Source organism: Balneola sp. (assembly GCA_003712055.1).
GTDB lineage: Bacteria > Bacteroidota > Rhodothermia > Balneolales > Balneolaceae > RHLJ01.
Genome location: RHLJ01000004.1, coordinates 55,684 through 72,033, shown reverse-complemented (window position 1 = coordinate 72,033; position 16,350 = coordinate 55,684). Strand labels below are relative to the sequence as shown.

Sequence of the window (16,350 nt, the reverse complement as noted above, 5' to 3'; positions counted from 1 at the left end):
TTCATTTGATAATTATCCCGTTAACTACAACAAGGCTTAATCCTTTTAATGTTTGATCCTTCGCAGGGGTGCTCAGGATGACTGTATTAACTAAACGGCAATAGCCCATAAACTAATGCCGCCAAAGCCCCACCTAAAAGAGGGCCAATCACTGGTACCCAGGAATATTCCCAGTTGCTAGACCCTTTTCCTTTGATTGGAAGGATAAAGTGAGCAATTCTTGGGCCTAAATCCCGCGCCGGATTAATTGCATAACCCGTTGTTCCACCTAATGACATCCCGATTCCAAATACTAACAACCCTACAGGTAGGGCACTTATAGATCCAAGTCCTACTTCTGGTTCGGCAAGGAATAACACCCCAAAAACAAGAATGAATGTACCAAACACCTCGGAGTATACATTATCAGTTGTACTCTTTATTGCAGGCCCGGTACTAAATACTCCCAGCTTGGTTCCCTGGTCTTCGGTTTCTTCAAAATGCTTTCGGTAATGAAACCATACTAATGTAGCACCAAGAATAGCTCCAATCATTTGCGCTATTATATATCCCCCAACCAGGCTCCAGGAAAACTTTCCTGCCATCGCTAATCCTACCGTTACTGCAGGGTTAATATGGGCTCCACTAATTGAAGCTGAAACATAAACAGCAACAAATACGGCTATTCCCCAGCCCCAGTTTATAAGTATCCAACTTCCTCCGCTAGCATAGGTCTTTTTGAGTGATGCATTAGCGTTTACTCCCAGCCCTAACACCATGAGTAAGAATGTTCCCAGTACTTCTCCTAAATATGCTTCCATTGTTTTCTCCTAATAGTCATCCTGAGCATACTTGCGAAGGATCTGAACGAATATTCGACTAGATCCTTCGGCGGTAGCCTCAGGATGACAATAAAATTGTATTGTTAGTTTATAATGTAATTCCTTGCCATTGCTTCGTATTCCTTTACTTCCTGAATGACCCAGGCCTCATCGAACCCAAACTCATCCGCTAGCATGCGTCCAACCAACGGAGCTGCTTCAACTGATGCTTCAGCATCAAGCAATAAGGCCCGTGTTCTCCTAGATAATACGTCGTCAATAGTAACTGCAAGCTCGTTTCTGATTGCCCAAATCACTTCTGCTTTTATATAAGGCAGATCAGGATGAACCTTCTCGGAAAGATCGGACTGCTCCTTCAATAATCTATTTATTCCAACAATATCCGATCCATATACATGGAGATGATCGTTCCTGTCCACGCTTTTTAGCCAACCGTGAATATGAAGCTCTTCGGTTTTACAGGGCCTTTCCTGCAATCCTGCAATTATGATCGCCTGGTTGATCGTATCCTCGGCCATTTTTCGATACGTAGTCCACTTCCCCCCTGTAATGGTTACCAGACCCGACTCTGATACTTGTAAATGGTGACTCCTTGAAATTTCCGATGTAGAAGTTGTATCGGCAGGCTTTACTAACGGACGAAGTCCTGCAAATACACTTTTCACATCTGTACGTACTGGGTCTTTTGAGAGATATTGCTTGGCATGCCTGAGGATGAATTCGATTTCTTCTTCAAGAGCAACGGGCTCAAGGCTTGGGCTTTCTATTGGAGTATCGGTCGTTCCTACCAGGGCCTTTCCATGCCATGGTACCGCGAACAAGACCCTTCCATCATCTGTATGGGGAACCATGATAGCAGCATCTCCCGGGAGAAATTCTTTGTCTAACACCAAATGAACGCCCTGGGCACATTGTATGATTTTCTGATGGTTCTCTTCATCCATTTCCAGAATATCATCCGTAAATATTCCTGTAGCATTTATGATCACATGGGCATTAATCTCGTGAGCATCTCCATTGAGCATATCCATTACCTGAACCCCGTGAACTAATCCATCTAACCTTTTTTGGAGGCCGGTTACCTTCATATAATTTAAAACGGTTGCACCATGATCAACGGCTGTTTGAGCCAGGTTAATAGCTAAACGCGAATCATCAAATTGCCCGTCATAATAGATGGTGCCCCCTAATAACCCTTCTTCTTCAAGTGTGGGAATCTTTTCCATCACCTCTTCTTTGGAAAGAGAGCGCGACTTTTTGATTCCCAGTTTCCCGGCGAGCATATCATACACTTTTAGTCCGACCCCATAAAAAGGTCCACTCCACCATTTATAACTTGGGACAATAAACGATTGATGGCTCACCAGGTGTGGCGCATTTTGAATCAACAGTCCCCGTTCTTTTAGTGCTTCAATAACTAATGAAACATCTCCTTGCTGCAAATACCGAACCCCACCATGAACCAGCTTCGTACTTCGACTGGATGTACCCTTTGAGAAATCATGCATATCCAGCAGAAGCGTTTTATAGCCTCTTGAAGCTGCATCAACTGCACAACCAAGACCCGTTGCTCCGCCCCCAATAATGAGAATGTCCCAATAGTCATTGAATTGGTTGAGGGTTTGTATGAAGTGGTTTCTGTTCATTTCGTTTTATGTCATCCCGGGCTTGACCAGGGATCTGTGAAGTTTGATTATCGGTTATTGATTTACAATTAGATCCTTCGGAAGTATCCTCAGGATGACTACGAGATCCACCCTTTACTTTTTTCCACGGCTTTATTCCATTTTGAGAGGAGACTTTGAACTTCATTTGAGCCCATTTTTGGTTCAAATCGCTTTTCCTCCTGCCATTGTTTTCCAATTTCGTCTGCGTCCTTCCAAAACCCTACTGCCAGCCCGGCCAGGTACGCTGCTCCAAGTGCCGTTGTCTCCAGTATTTTTGGACGGACAATGGGAATTTGCAGAATATCTGACTGGAATTGCATTAATGTATTATTAACTGTTGCCCCTCCGTCTACTCGAAGTTCCTGGATATCGATACCGGAATCGGCTTCCATGGCATCTAACACATCTTTTACCTGAAAAGCGATTCCCTCTAACGCGGCCCGTGCTATATGTCCCGCAGTTGATCCCCGGGTTAATCCAAACAAAGAACCCCGGGCTCGCTGGTCCCAGTGTGGAGCTCCTAATCCGGCAAATGCCGGTACCAGGTAAACTCCTCCATTATCCTCTTCTGATAGGGCGAGTTTTTCTATTTCAGAAGAAGACTTAATAATTCCAAGCCCGTCGCGTAGCCATTGAACAACGGCGCCGGCTATGAAAATACTTCCTTCTAACGCATAGATCGTCTCATCATTAACCTGATAACCTATTGTAGTGAGTAGGTTGTTTTTAGATTCAACGGCTTCTGTTCCTGTATTAAACATAATAAAGGAACCTGTTCCGTAGGTATTCTTCAACATTCCCGGCCGCGTGCACATTTGTCCAAACATGGCTGCTTGCTGATCTCCTGCAATTCCAGCAATAGGCACTTCATGAGCAAAAATAGTGGTTTTAGTATGACAGTAAACTTCACTTGATGACTTAACTTCGGGCAGCATGCTTTGAGGGATTCCCATTAACTGGAGCAGCTCTTCATCCCATTTTCCTTCGCATATATTATAAAGCATTGTTCGAGATGCGTTGGTCACATCGGTTACATGTGTTTCTCCTTTAGTAAGATTCCAGACTAGCCAGGAATCAATGGTTCCAAAGGCGAGTTTGCCTTGTTCTGCTTTTGTTCGGGCTCCATCTACGTTTTCTAAAATCCATCTCACTTTTGTTCCGGAGAAATAGCTATCTATTACAAGTCCAGTCTTTTCTTTGATTTTCTCTTCCCAGCCTTCTGCTTTTAATTGATCACAATAGTCGGATGTTCTCCTATCCTGCCATACAATAGCGTTATATACCGGCTCTCCGGTTTCTCTATCCCACACAACCGTGGTTTCTCTTTGGTTTGTAATTCCTATAGCCGCTATGTTCTTTCCATTTGCTCCACATTCGGTAATAGCTTCGGCAATCACTCCTGCCTGGGTTTTCCATATCTCGTTTGGGTTATGTTCTACCCATCCTTCATTCGGAAAATGCTGTTTGAATTCTTTTTGAGCTACGGCTCTGATTTCTCCATCATGATCAAAAATAATCGCCCTGGAACTGGTTGTCCCCTGGTCGATTGCAAGTACAAATTTTTTCTCCATTCAGACTCCTTTTTTCCTGTTGAATATGTTTTAAAAAGTTGGGAAAAGGAAATGCTTCGATTACATTCAAAGCGATTTTTAATTCACTCGATATCGATGACTAAATTCGTTTCCCTCCTTGTTGCTATGCTGATCTCTTCTTCTTCTTTTGCCCAGGATCTTCGACTTCCACTTCTTTTTTCGGATCATATGGTTCTCCAACGAGAAGAGAATCTTAAGTTTTGGGGATGGGATACCCCGAGGCAAAACATAACCGTTACTCTTAATGGCTCTTCCGAAATCACCACTACAAATATGGATGGCTATTGGCAGGTTTTTCTTCCTAAACAGAACGCAGGGGGGCCTTATGAAGTAAGCATTTCCGGTAGTACAAAAATTTTGATTCAGGATGTTTATATCGGTGATGTTTGGATTGCGGGCGGACAAAGCAATATGGAATGGAAGCTGAATCAGCGAGTAAACAATTGGGAAGAAGAAATCGCCAATAGTGATCTTCCTGAAATTCGGTTCTTCGAAGTTCCGAATGTAATTTCTTATAAACCTGAAGATCATTTAAGTGGAGGAGAGTGGAAAATTTCCAATCCAGAAAATAGTCCTGAATTTTCTGCTGTCGCCTGGCATTTTGCAAAACTCAATCATTCTGAAAAAGGAGTTCCTGTTGGGATTATTGATTCTAATTGGGGAGGGACACCAGCACAGGCATGGACACCAGCTAAGCGATTACAATCCGTTGAAGGGTATGAAGAAGAAGCGATTGAAGTTCTTTCAGAACCCAACTGGGAACAGAAGCTTACGAGAGCACAGAAAGAAAATGAAATCCGTTGGTCAAGGCTCATTGACCAAACGGAACTCTTAAAATATGGAGTCCATGAAGAAGAGTTTGATGATTCAGAGTGGAATACCATCGAACTTCCAAACTTAGAAGCACTTCAAGATTATGTTTGGTTTAGAAAAACTTTTTCAGTTGAGTCAGTTGATGATGCTGTGCTTTCGTTTGGAAATCCGGGTAAATTTACCGTTGCTTTTTTGAATGGGCAGCAGATTTACTATAAAATTTGGAGTGACGAACCAAAGCTTATAGATATTGACAAAAAACTACTTAATGAAGGAGAAAATGTATTAGCTATAAGAACAGTTGAAGACTGGGACAACAGAGTTTTCATTGGCAGTGAAAATGATTTTTGGATTAGCATTGGAAATCAAAAAATTGATCTTTCTGACACATGGATGTTCAGCAACACTGTTGAGCCCGAACTTGGAGATTATATATTATATGAACACTCTCCCGGTTTTTTATATAATTCTATGATCCATCCAATGGCAGGTTTTGGAATAAAAGGAGCTATTTGGTACCAGGGAGAAAGTAATGTGGGTCACTATTATTGGTATCGTGAATTGTTTTCTTCCATGATTGAAGAATGGAGAGCAATATGGGGTTTGGGAGATTTTCCTTTTCTATTTGTACAGTTGGCAAATTTTTTAGAGAGAGCAGAGCAGCCTCAGGACTCCTACTGGGCTGGACTCCGTGATGCGCAAACTCAAACTTTGTCGGTACCAAACACAGGCATGGCTACCATTATTGATATCGGGGAGGCAGATGATATTCATCCAAGAAATAAAGAAGATGTTGGTTATCGTTTGTGGCAATCTGCTAAACGCATAGCATACGGGGAAGAAATTGTACACTCAGGCCCAATGTATAAGGAGCATATCATTAATGGATCGAGCATAGAGCTGAGTTTTGATTTTATCGGAGAAGGTTTTGTGCTGAAAGGAGCCAACAAACCTCTCAGTTTTGAAATTGCCGGTGATGATAAAACCTTTTATTGGGCAGATGCCAGAATTGAGGGGGATAAAATTATCGTTTCTTCTGAGTTTGTAGCTAATCCAGTTGCTGTTCGGTATGCCTGGGCAGATAATCCAGAGGTCTCTTTGTATAATTCAGAAGATTTGCCCGCAGTGCCTTTCAGGACGGATGATTGGTCTTTGGTCAGAAACTAGGAATCAACCTTATTTATAAGAATTAGCACTTTCTCTTGCCAATTTCACCATTTCCCAATAAGGAGGAAAGTATCTTTCCTTTTCTTCAAACTCTTTCACTTTCCGATCGGTTAGCATTTTAATTTTTTCATGACGGGTAATAAAAGCATCACTTTTTAATGCTTGTGTTGCACTCATTCCCTCAGGTACAGGGCCCTCTTTCCCAAATTGGTTTTTCATCCAGCTGTAACTTTTCAATATTCTCCCAAACGGAAGCATTAACGGATTGAATCCTATTTTTTCTCCTCTATCTGCTTGCTCCAGCATTGCATCGATTACGGCATTATATAAATGATCATCATATAGAGCTTCCGTATTTCTCCACTCACCTACTACCGAAAGTTGAGGGTCATATTCTAAATCGGAAGGCATTTGGGTGACAAAATTCTCAACACCAAAAGTATTTAGCAACGTTACAACTCCAAATGATGAAATTGTGGATTCTGACTGCCAAAGCTGGATCCCATTATTTTTGTATGCATATGATCCAACCTCAGAGCAAAACATTGCTTCCGAGTCGAAGAAATTCATTTTAAAATCATATGGAATATGCCTCTGTAGAACTTCTTCATATACTTCTTTTGCTGCGATATGAGGAAGCATGGGGTTTGCCTCCATCTGAGGTAAATCTGCTCTTGGCCGTAAAACCATAAACCTGATTTTTCCATCACTTACATATTCCTGAGCAGATGCTATTGCTACTCCTCGTTCGATATGGGCTTCTATTAAATATGCTGCATTTGTTTCTTCGTCTATATAAATAAGCGCTACGTGTGAAAAATTTCCTGGAAAATCATTTCCTCTTGAAATCAATGCCGATACTTCTGCTCCTCCTCTGGAAACGAGCAAATCCCCACTATGAACCTTAATACCAAAAAGCATGGTAGATGGTGTTACTGATTCTTCCTCTTTCACATATAACACAGGGTCAATTTCTTCTTTCGATTGAAGAAGCACCTCTTCTACTGTAGCCCTCATCCCATATAAAACCTTATACAAAGCAACTCTTGTTTCATGGTTTTCGATATCCCAGTTAGCAGATTCTGCTTTTAATATTCTCCGTGCCCGATTATACAGTTCAATGAAGTCTTTATTCTGAACTTCCTGGGCAGCTATAAGTGGTGCTATTTCGAAGAATCTATTTAATAACTCTTCCAGTCTTGGATCTGAATACTCAAAAGGTTCTTTTTCTAACTCGTCTAGTAATGAGATTAGATTATTAATAGATACTTCAATTAGCTCGATATCACTTTCTGATCTGTTTTCCTTTGCTCTTAAAAATTCTACTTCCAATTGATCCCATCTTGAATCCTGGTTCCAAACGAAAGGTGTTGAATTTCCTTCGCTTTCAATATTTATGGAAGAATTATCCGGGATTAACAGAAGTCCATAGATAACCACCAGGGCTAGAAGAGTATAAATCAGGATTTTTTTCATGGACTGAATGTACTGATTTAATAGATCTAACTAGTCATCATGAGCCCTAATGCACTCAGGATATGAATCAAAAAATTTTGTAAGTGTTTCTATTTTTAGAGGTCTTACCATATGTGAAACAATACTATACTTATATAATTACAAATTATTCCAAAACTGTACTGTACACGGGGATGACAAATAATCTGGAAAATCGATTACTATTCCACTATAAAAATAGAGGTGCTGCTAACTCATACGCTTCTAAATATTCCTGTTTTTATTTGGTTTGGTATGAATCTTTTTCTAATGCTTATGACGCAATACAATCAGAGAAATACATTAAAGGGAAAACTCGTCGATGGAAAGAAAATTTGATTAATGAGTTTAACACAGAGTGGAGATTTATGAATGAGGAGATTTTTGGTTACTGGCCACCAAAACAAGAGTTTCTTAATTCCATAAATGGCTGATCCTTCGGCGGTAGCCTCAGGATGACATTAAAAATTCATTCTGAGCATACTTGCGAAGAATCAGCAATTATAACTGTACACTCCTCAATATTGCTTCCTTCACTTCCATCAGACTTTCAACCTCATTGAAGTGCTCTATTCCTTCGCCTAAAACAAATAACGGAACTGCGTTTCTGGTATGAGTTCTGACTGAAAGATCTTCCAGATTTCCATGATCACTGGTAATTACAAGAGTATCACTTCTTCGTTTATTAGATATAATGTGAAGTAGAAACTGATCTAGTGTACCTAATACATTTCTTGAATCTTCAAGACTTTTATTATGACCAGCCTTATCAGTGAGGTAATATTCATAGAATACAACATCAAAGCTTCCTGCCATATTTAATAAACGCTGAGCTGCTTCTTTCGCATTAATTTTAGGAATATCAATTCCCAGTCTTTCTCTCCAGGCATTTTGTACAATTTCAGCTGTGATTGCTTCTCCTTTAAGAACTTCATCTGTTGAATTAAGTTTAACTCCGGCACTTTTTACCATTAGTGTGGAACAACTCCATCGATTTCTTTTCTCGGAATGTTCAAAAAATATGGGAGGGTAGGCATTCATGAAGTATGGTTTCTTCCCTTCCTCTTTAACCTCATGAAAAATGCTTCGCTCTCTTAACAAATGTTTGATCCCTGTATGAGGGTATGGACCAAAATGCTTTCCTATAATTTCTGATGCATTCTCCCCGGTAAATAATGTGGTTTGTCCGGTACCACTTTGAGGAAGGCCTTCTACTCCCAGGTTAGCATCAATAGGTTTATAAATATGATTCATTGATGATCTGGGCTCACCATTTAACGTAAAATTCCCACCGGATAGCACCTCAAAGCTTTCATAGCTATCTACATAAAATGGATTTTCATCTGACGCATTCCCAATCCCAACCCCATCAATAAAAATGAAAATAACAGCCAATTTACTTCTCCAAAACCAGGGTTACTGGCCCATCATTTACTAACGATACATCCATCATTGCTCCAAATTCTCCGGTTTGAATATCTAAAGAAGAGTGATCCTTAAAATACTGAACCATTTCTTCATACATAGGTTCTGCTTTTTCTGGCCGTGCTGCTTCAATAAAACTTGGGCGCGTTCCCTTCTTTGTATCTCCATAAAGAGTGAATTGCGAAACTACCAGGATTCCCCCTTCAACATCTGATACCGATTTATTCATTTTCCCTTCCTCATCTTCAAAAATCCGAAGCTTTAGAATCTTTTCGCACATCCATTTCATCTTTTCAATACCATCCTCCTGATGAACACCAACCAGTAACAATAACCCTTTACTAATTACTCCCGTTACTCTTTCCTCAACAGTTACAGAAGCTGATTTCACGCGCTGAATAACAACTCTCATTCTGGTCTTTTATGTGGATTAATATGTGGATAGCGATTTCATAACATTTGGAAAACAAAAATCGCTTCGAATTATAAACAAGTTTCCACAAAGCAGCGACTCTATTCACAGTTCGAAAGAATAACTTTTCATGTTAATTGAATATTGATGTATTTACTGTGTGATTTTTGTGCAGCTGTGGAGAACTCAAATACGCTTCCTTTAAATCACTAATAATATTACTCATTTTCTCCACATCACTATCCACAAAGCATTGTCAAGCGTTGTTGGAAAAAATGAAAAGTTTGTTTTCAACATTTCCACATGAACTACAAATAACTATTAAATATTTAAATTTCATTTTGTTTGTCTTTTAGAGTGTGGAAAAGAATTGGAAAATGAAATCCTTTCACTTTAGGAAAGATGGTATATTTGTTTGAGCTAAATAAGGAGACTTAATGGATAGAAGATACCCGATCGGAAATTTTGATTTAAATGCTATCTACAGCATGGATGATGTTCCTGGTTTTATAGCAGAAATCAAGGCATTACCAGGTAAAATCAAGAATGAAATCTACTATGCAGAAGTAGAACAATTAAATACTCCATATCGGGAAGGTGGATGGACAGTTAAGCAAGTAGTTCATCATATTGGTGATAGTCATCTAAATGCGTTGGTTCGATTTAAGCTGGCACTAACTGAAGACAATCCAACCATAAAACCATACAACGAAGCGGAATGGGCAAAAACAGCTGAGTATGTAAAACTCACTCTCCAGGAAGCCATCGATTTTCTTGAGATCATTCACAAAAAATTAGCTCTTATTCTTGAAGATATGAGTGAAGAAGATTTCTCCAGGACTTTTGTTCATCCAGAAGGTGGATATCCTTCCGATTTACTTACTACCCTGGCCATGTATGTTTGGCATGGAAACCATCATTTAGCACATATCCGACTTATAACAAATCCAACAAGTTAATTTTGATACACATTAAAGTCCCTTCTTAGGAGGGGATTTAGGGGTGGGTTAAACAATTACCATTTATGAGCAAAAAACCAATTACTTACAAAGATGCCGGTGTTGATATAAAAGCCGGAGAAGAATTAGTTAACTCAATCAAAGGCATTGTAAAAGAAACTCATAGTGATGCGGTTTTATCCAATATTGGGGGTTTTGGAGGGTTCTTTCGTCCTGATCTTGGAGCCTATAATAAACCCGTATTTGTAAGCTCGGTAGATGGAGTTGGAACCAAGCTTATTGTGGCTTTCAAGGCTGGAAAATATGATACCGTTGGTCAGGATTTGGTTAACCACTGTATTAATGATATTGCTGTTTGCGGAGCAACCCCTCTCTTCTTCCTGGATTATTTCTCAACTGGAAAACTAGAGCAAAATGTTGGTTATGAGGTAATCAAAGGATTTGCAACAGCCTGTAAAGAAAATGGAGTAGCTCTTATTGGTGGCGAAACGGCAGAAATGCCGGATATTTATGGAGAAGGAGAATTTGATTTAGCCGGAACCATTGTTGGAATTGTAGATGAAGAGAAAGTGATTAATGGGGCTGCTATCCAACAAGGAGATGTACTATTAGGATTCAAGAGCACTGGTCTCCATACGAATGGATATTCCCTGGCAAGGAAAGTTTTATTCAGTGAATATGACGTTCATGACCATATAGAAGAATTAGGATGTACGGTAGCGGAAGAATTGCTAAAGGTGCATAAATCTTATTTACCTCTCATTACTGCTCTAAAAGAAATAGATGGGGTAAATGGTTTTTCTCATATCACAGGTGGCGGTTTGGTAGGAAATACTAAACGTATTCTTCCGGAAGGACTGGTTTTGGATGTAAATTGGAATGGTTGGGAGCGTCCAGCGGTGTACAAACTTATCCAGGAAATTGGAAACGTTCCTGAAGAAGATATGCAGGCAACCTTTAATCTGGGAATTGGACTTGTGGTGGTTATTTCGCAAGATTCTGTTGAAGAAGTAAGAACAAAGAGCGAAGAATTAGGAGAAGAAGTTTTTGAGGTGGGGAGAGTTGTATAGATAGATTTGGACCTTGATAAAGAAATAAAGTCCAGTTTTTCCTTTCTAAACAAGAGGTATGGATTTGAAGATCCTATTTTTGAAAATTGGAAGAACGAAGAATTTTGTTATTACTGGAAAAAAGAGAATATAAAGTTCTATATGTATTCATCATGGGTTACTTTTTCCAACAGAAATTTCGATTTGCCAATATTTATTTTTGAGATACCTAATAGGAGAAAACCAGCTTTTTCTAGAACAGAAAGTGTGAGCTTAGATAAAATTCTTGAAAATGAATATGGAATTCCTAGTGTAGATATTGAGAGATATGATAGAATAAGAAAAATCAGGAGTTGTAAGAAAAGAGTTAGGAGAAAAAGAAATGAACTATTAGATAAACTTTTTTTAAAGCGTTTAAATCAAGTATCTAATCACTTAGAAAGAAACTATTATGAAATTATAAATCTTCTAAAGGAGTAGAATCACTCATCCAGCTTAATTCTACCTCATCTAAAAACCATTCAAAGGCTTCAAGGTCGTTTACTCCCCAGTCTTTCATTTCTTTCAGGCTTTGAAAAAGAATTTCTGAGTTAGCGGAGTTTGGCTCTTTTAGAACCGCGTTGATCTTATCAATGAATCCTTCCGGTTTTTCCTCACACCGTTCCAGGTATTGGATAAACCATTTATGGTAAGGAAATAAGACCCGGTTATGAGCCAGGATTAATCTTCCGGAAAACAAAGCAAGCTGAGAAGCAGCACGGGATTTGGTATATAAATTATCATGACGGTTGGCCTCACCCATCAACCAGTTCTGGATAAAAGCCATAGAGTAAAAAGACTTTATTCGATTCTCCCTTCCTTCTTCCGGATAGGTATGTATTCGTAGGATCAAATCTTCCAGTCCATCTATATGGGAATAAGCAAGAAAAGCTCCATCAAAAGCAGCACGAGTAGGTTCATTACCTTTTTCGGCTACTTTGTTTAGATACTCAAGGTTGATCACTTTACCATCCACAAAGCCATGTTTATAGTCGGTTAGATCGGTTCGGTTTATAAACAGGTTATCCTCAGTAATGCGACGATTAAATTCTTCATCTGTAGCAAGGATCATAAAATCCACATCGGAATCGTCTCTGGCTAAACCTTTTGCTACAGAGCCTCCAATAATAAGAGCGGGATAGCGAGGATCATCTTTGTATTCATTGACAAGATTATCAATACCTCGCTGGTGATGAGCTTTAATGTTCAAATTACTTAACAGCGAAAATTACGTCTGTGATATGATCCTTCTCTTCCGTCTCCTTAGGATTAGTGACATAGTGCTCGAAAGGATGAAAACCTTTTTTGTAATCGATTTCTTTTCCTCGAATCATTCCCTGCATAGTACTCCAGGCGTTTCCTAAATGATCATAAGCACCAATATGACGAAGTGTATATGCTCGTGTAGCAGGAATTTCTCCGCTAATAAAGTCACCTGGTAAATTGTCCGGGATAGTAGTAACGCCTACACATCCTGTATAGGAAGCTTTTTGTTTAACCATATCGAATTTATGATAAATGGAAAAAGCCTGGCCAGTAGCTATATCACTATGCTCTTGCATAAAGGCCTCTATTTTTCCGAAATCGGCTTGCATCACTTCTCCCATTTCATGAATTCCGCAGGTAGTTTTTATACCGATATACTTAGAGCCAGGGAAGTCAGACACCCCCTTAAATTCCAGCTTGGACTTTACTTCCCCATCTTCAATATGTTCTTTCAGCATCCTGAGGCCTCGTTCATAATCCATTCCGATGAAGGCCATCATCATTTTTTTCATCCAGAACATAAACCACGGAAGAGAGCTATCCATATTCCAGATAACTTCCGTTTCATTTTCCTCAGTTTTTTTGAATTTGAAATTTACTTTGGCCTCCGATTTCCATGGCTTTAGAAAGGTCAGGTCATAAAAAATAGTATCATTAACCAATTCTCCGGTTACTTTCATATTTCCGGATCCAACCCTGTTTCCTTCCCACTCATAATATCGGGCGTCTTCAGATATCGTAACGTTAGCTTCCGGCTCCATAATTAACCAGGGAGACCATGCCACCCATTCATTAAAGTTATGGAGGGTATTAAATACAGTATCGATTGAAGAATTAATAGTAATGGAACGACTTACAGAGAATGCTGGCATGAGTAGAGAATTAGTTCAGGGTTCCCAAAAGAAATAAATCACACCCAAAAAATCAAAAAACGAATATGCTTACTGATTGATTTTATACCTAAACACTTCTTCAAGAGGTAGTTCGAAAGTAGCAGCAATTTTAAAAGCCAATTCTAAGGAAGGAGAGTACTTAGCCGCTTCGATAGCATTAATCGTTTGACGGGTAACCCCCACTTTGTCAGCCAGCTCCTGCTGCGTCATTTCTCCATTTAGAAATCGAAGTTTTCGTATTTGGTTTACAATGGCCCCTTCTTCCATTTCAGTAATCCTTTCGATAATTGTAGATCATTGTAGCACGTTTGCCCGCGCTTGCGGTAAACAGGGCAATAAACAAAAAGTGAAAAATACTGCTTATCTCCATTACGAAAGAAGGGTTTGGCATAAAATTATTGGTGAAGTTAGAAATGAACACTTGAATTAACGCAATCATCAAGGAGACGACAAGGATATTATAACCCACCTTTAGGCCTTTTGCTTCAATAATAAAATCCCGTTCGTCTTTTTGAACTTTCTTATTTCCTTCGCTGATTCCCACAATGATTTCAATAATTACTGCAATCCAGAATACATTGAAGAAAATCTTGATAAAGCTTCCGGAGAAATCAGGAAAAAGGCCCGGCCAGCCAAAGTTGATGAGAATGTAGAAAACCAACACAGAGAAGGAGGTCGCTAATGAGGTCCAGGATAGAATTTCTTGTTTAGACATAATTGAGAAATTTTGTTCAAAGTCGAAAATCCTTTACGTGATGTAAAAAATTTGTTACATAATGTCGTAAATTTTTTTCATCAATCTCCATAAAGGTCAATAAACTTCTGTTCGGACTCTGTTTCTCCTATCAAAATAATCTCGCCATCTTCAGGGATAGGATCTGAAGGATTGGGATTGATCACCTGGATACCGTTCTTGGTATAGGAGATAATACTACATCCCGTTTTATGACGAACGTCTGTTTCAATAATGGTTTTGCCCCGAAGCTTTTTTGGAGTTTTCATGCTGAATACATTCAGCCCTTCTGCAATCATGATGATGTCATTTTGCTCAAAAATATTGAAGATGGCATTAGCACCCATGGAGGCATAAGACATCACAAAATCAGCCCCAGCCCTATGTAGGGGTTTAACATTTCGTTCAACCGTTGATCGGGCTACAATATGAATGTTTGGTCGTAAATGACGTGCGTAAATAGTGAGGAATATGTTTACATCATCCTGGTTGGTGCTAATAAGTATGGAGTGTGCGTTTTCTATTCCGGCTTTTTTTAGGGTCTTCATATCAGCGGCATCTCCGTGAATGAAGTTATCAGATAAAATCCTGTCCGGGTTTTTATCTACAATCTTAAACTGAATGTTTCGGCGCTTTAGATGATAAGCCGCAGCACGCCCTACCCTTCCGCCTCCAATAATAATTACCGGGTCATCACTTAACCCATAAATACCAAACATTTCATCATATTTGCGGAGCTGATTAATAGATCCGGCAAGCATGAGTACGCTATGACTTTCTATTACCGTGTCCGGATGTGAACTCAGGAAATGCCCTCTGTTCCAAATGCCAACCACATGAATGCCTAGCTTTTCACGGAGTTGGCTCTCACGTATCGTTTTTCCAACCAGAGGAGTTTCATAGGCCGTAGCTTCAGCTATGATGAGTTCATCAAGGCGGCCAATGGTATGAACCCGGGCATCTTGCCCCAGGGTACGCGCAGAAAGAGCTCTACCAAGCATATTCCCCATATGAAGTACGTGATCACAGCCAGCCAGTTTGAGGATATCAATGGAGTCATGAGAGTTTACTGTAGAAACAATTTTAATCTCCTTGTTGAACTCTCGAACCGTATGGGCCACATTGGTATTAAACATATCATTACTAGCGGTTACTACCATAGCCGCGTTATGAATACGAATTTTTTCGTAGGTAGCCGGATCATTGGGGTCGCCAAGCATTACCTGGTATCCGTCATCGTATAAATCCAGCGCTTCCTGCAAATCCTGAACCAACAATACATAGTCGTGATTGTATTGACGGAGTTTCTCGATGAGGGCTTTTGTGATAGGGTCGAATGAAGTGATAACGATATGGTCTTTTTTGTCCTCTGGTAATTCCCTTGGGGCCCTAGCCCTGGATTGAGCCTCCATCCATGGGGCATAAAAGAACTCGATAAAAGTAAAAGGTAGCATGATTAGTAGTACAACCACTCCAGAACCCAATACAACAACGGAAAAGAACCTTCCAAGATCTGAGGTAAAGGTTATGTCACCAAAACCAAGAGTGCTCATGGTTACCATTGTCCAATAAAAACCGGTTAGCCAGCTATGCTCCTGGCCTTCATATTCCATGATTAAATGGAAGAGCACGCCATATACAATGATGATCCCAACAAGAATGCCGATAAATCTAAAAAGGCGATTTATGTTTGTCTTAGCAGAGCGGTTCGCAATGAAGTAACTGATTTGGGAAGTAAAGAACTTCATGGACAGATTTTCCTCCGGAATTCTCTTTTAATAGGGATCAGAATATCATCTAGCCCATTTGTTTTAATCTCAAACATGGTGGAAATATATTGCCCAAGCTGTCCAGAAGGATACCCCTCTCTGTTGAACCACTCCAGATAATAGACCGGGAGCTCGGTTACATAATGACCTTCATATTTACCAAAAGGCATTTTGGCCTGTACCATTTTTATTAGGAAAGAAGAGTCGTACATAATTGGCTCTATAATAAATACTAGAACAGAAACATTAAA

The 16,350-nt window shown here is 39.7% G+C and carries 18 protein-coding genes; 5 read left to right on the top strand and 13 right to left on the bottom strand.

Annotated elements, in window-relative coordinates; all coding sequences use genetic code 11:
* Positions 1-86: 86 nt before the first annotated feature.
* The 4 genes from ED557_10035 to glpK form a co-directional block, all read right to left on the bottom strand.
* Positions 87-800 carry an aquaporin family protein gene (locus tag ED557_10035; GenBank protein RNC83049.1) on the bottom strand — a complete coding sequence of 238 codons (714 nt, stop codon included), beginning with the start codon at positions 798-800 and terminating at the stop codon, positions 87-89.
* Between the two features lie 104 nt (positions 801-904).
* Complete coding sequence (locus tag ED557_10030; GenBank protein RNC83048.1) at positions 905-2,467, bottom strand: glycerol-3-phosphate dehydrogenase/oxidase; 1,563 nt, start codon at positions 2,465-2,467, stop codon at positions 905-907.
* Positions 2,424-2,633 (bottom strand): hypothetical protein, encoded by a 210-nt coding sequence (locus ED557_10025; protein RNC83047.1) that lies wholly within the window; start codon positions 2,631-2,633, stop codon positions 2,424-2,426. The genes ED557_10030 and ED557_10025 overlap by 44 nt, the downstream gene beginning before the upstream one ends.
* Positions 2,566-4,059 carry a glycerol kinase gene (gene glpK / locus ED557_10020; GenBank protein ID RNC83406.1) on the bottom strand — a complete coding sequence of 498 codons (1,494 nt, stop codon included), beginning with the start codon at positions 4,057-4,059 and terminating at the stop codon, positions 2,566-2,568. The genes ED557_10025 and glpK overlap by 68 nt, the downstream gene beginning before the upstream one ends.
* On the opposite strand from glpK, the gene ED557_10015 reads away from it, so the two are divergent.
* Positions 3,919-6,060 carry a sialate O-acetylesterase gene (locus ED557_10015; GenBank protein RNC83046.1) on the top strand — a complete coding sequence of 714 codons (2,142 nt, stop codon included), beginning with the start codon at positions 3,919-3,921 and terminating at the stop codon, positions 6,058-6,060. The genes glpK and ED557_10015 overlap by 141 nt on opposite strands.
* 9 nt (positions 6,061-6,069) lie before the next feature.
* On the opposite strand, the gene ED557_10010 is transcribed toward ED557_10015, so the two are convergent.
* Positions 6,070-7,536, bottom strand: a complete 1,467-nt coding sequence (locus ED557_10010) for a hypothetical protein (protein ID RNC83045.1) — start codon at positions 7,534-7,536, stop codon at positions 6,070-6,072.
* A gap of 113 nt (positions 7,537-7,649) precedes the next feature.
* On the opposite strand from ED557_10010, the gene ED557_10005 reads away from it, so the two are divergent.
* On the top strand, positions 7,650-7,988 hold the full coding sequence (locus ED557_10005) for a GIY-YIG nuclease family protein (GenBank protein RNC83405.1): 339 nt from the start codon (positions 7,650-7,652) through the stop codon (positions 7,986-7,988).
* A gap of 67 nt (positions 7,989-8,055) precedes the next feature.
* On the opposite strand, the gene ED557_10000 is transcribed toward ED557_10005, so the two are convergent.
* Positions 8,056-8,949, bottom strand: a complete 894-nt coding sequence (locus ED557_10000) for a hypothetical protein (GenBank protein RNC83044.1) — start codon at positions 8,947-8,949, stop codon at positions 8,056-8,058.
* A gap of 1 nt (position 8,950) precedes the next feature.
* Positions 8,951-9,391 carry a D-tyrosyl-tRNA(Tyr) deacylase gene (locus ED557_09995; GenBank protein ID RNC83043.1) on the bottom strand — a complete coding sequence of 147 codons (441 nt, stop codon included), beginning with the start codon at positions 9,389-9,391 and terminating at the stop codon, positions 8,951-8,953.
* A 437-nt stretch (positions 9,392-9,828) separates the two neighbouring features.
* On the opposite strand from ED557_09995, the gene ED557_09990 reads away from it, so the two are divergent.
* The 3 genes from ED557_09990 to ED557_09980 all read left to right on the top strand — a co-directional run bounded on the left by ED557_09990 (position 9,829) and on the right by ED557_09980 (position 11,879).
* Positions 9,829-10,350 carry a putative metal-dependent hydrolase gene (locus ED557_09990; GenBank protein RNC83042.1) on the top strand — a complete coding sequence of 174 codons (522 nt, stop codon included), beginning with the start codon at positions 9,829-9,831 and terminating at the stop codon, positions 10,348-10,350.
* A gap of 65 nt (positions 10,351-10,415) precedes the next feature.
* Positions 10,416-11,420: a phosphoribosylformylglycinamidine cyclo-ligase gene (locus ED557_09985; GenBank protein ID RNC83041.1), complete on the top strand. Its 1,005-nt coding sequence runs from the start codon at positions 10,416-10,418 to the stop codon at positions 11,418-11,420.
* A 6-nt stretch (positions 11,421-11,426) separates the two neighbouring features.
* Positions 11,427-11,879 carry a hypothetical protein gene (locus tag ED557_09980; protein ID RNC83040.1) on the top strand — a complete coding sequence of 151 codons (453 nt, stop codon included), beginning with the start codon at positions 11,427-11,429 and terminating at the stop codon, positions 11,877-11,879.
* On the opposite strand, the gene ED557_09975 is transcribed toward ED557_09980, so the two are convergent.
* From ED557_09975 to ED557_09950, 6 genes are all read right to left on the bottom strand, one after another.
* Positions 11,857-12,660: a nucleotidyltransferase domain-containing protein gene (locus ED557_09975; protein RNC83039.1), complete on the bottom strand. Its 804-nt coding sequence runs from the start codon at positions 12,658-12,660 to the stop codon at positions 11,857-11,859. The genes ED557_09980 and ED557_09975 overlap by 23 nt on opposite strands.
* Entirely contained in the window at positions 12,650-13,576 is a 927-nt protein-coding gene (locus ED557_09970) for a hypothetical protein (protein RNC83038.1), read from the bottom strand. The genes ED557_09975 and ED557_09970 overlap by 11 nt, the downstream gene beginning before the upstream one ends.
* Positions 13,577-13,645: 69 nt before the next feature.
* Positions 13,646-13,864, bottom strand: coding sequence for a transcriptional regulator (locus ED557_09965; GenBank protein RNC83037.1), 219 nt, complete (start codon positions 13,862-13,864; stop codon positions 13,646-13,648).
* Position 13,865: 1 nt separating this feature from the next.
* Positions 13,866-14,312 carry a hypothetical protein gene (locus tag ED557_09960; protein RNC83036.1) on the bottom strand — a complete coding sequence of 149 codons (447 nt, stop codon included), beginning with the start codon at positions 14,310-14,312 and terminating at the stop codon, positions 13,866-13,868.
* Positions 14,313-14,392: 80 nt separating this feature from the next.
* Positions 14,393-16,078, bottom strand: a complete 1,686-nt coding sequence (locus tag ED557_09955) for a potassium channel protein (protein RNC83035.1) — start codon at positions 16,076-16,078, stop codon at positions 14,393-14,395.
* Entirely contained in the window at positions 16,075-16,311 is a 237-nt protein-coding gene (locus ED557_09950; protein ID RNC83034.1) for a hypothetical protein, read from the bottom strand. The genes ED557_09955 and ED557_09950 overlap by 4 nt, the downstream gene beginning before the upstream one ends.
* Positions 16,312-16,350 lie beyond the last annotated feature (39 nt).